The sequence below is a fragment of the Rhodococcus sp. P4_F3_2 genome, from assembly GCF_056401335.1.
On the sequence record NZ_JBFUJN010000282.1, the window covers coordinates 1 to 380 of the forward strand.

The window sequence follows — 380 nt, forward strand, 5'->3', positions numbered from 1 at the left end:
ATGTTTAAACTCATTAGAAATAGTAGACTAGATTCAAGAGGGTATCCTAATTTCACCATCATCTGAGGAAGCCATGTTCCAAGTCCATATACTAATAACAAGCCCATAAAACAAGAAATCCAGAACATTATCGTTGTTCTTCCACGCTGATTTTCAAATAACTTAACTACAGGAACACCCTGTTTTGGTACATCAACCTCAAAAATATCATTATCATAGAAAATATAATCAGAATTTAAGCGTTTTAGTATAGCTTTTGCTTTTGTATATTCTCTTTTTACAACATAATAATAAAGAGATTCTGGTAAATACTTATTTAATAAAGGAATAGATAGCAAAGGAATTGCTCCTATAAAGAACATCCACTCCCACCCTAAATT

General features: G+C 31.1%; 1 protein-coding gene. It reads right to left on the reverse strand.

The window, feature by feature from the left end; translation table 11 throughout:
- Window positions 1-380, reverse strand: a 380-nt coding sequence (locus AC1DWA_RS33750; protein WP_477917900.1) for an MFS transporter, incomplete at both ends; no start/stop codon positions are given.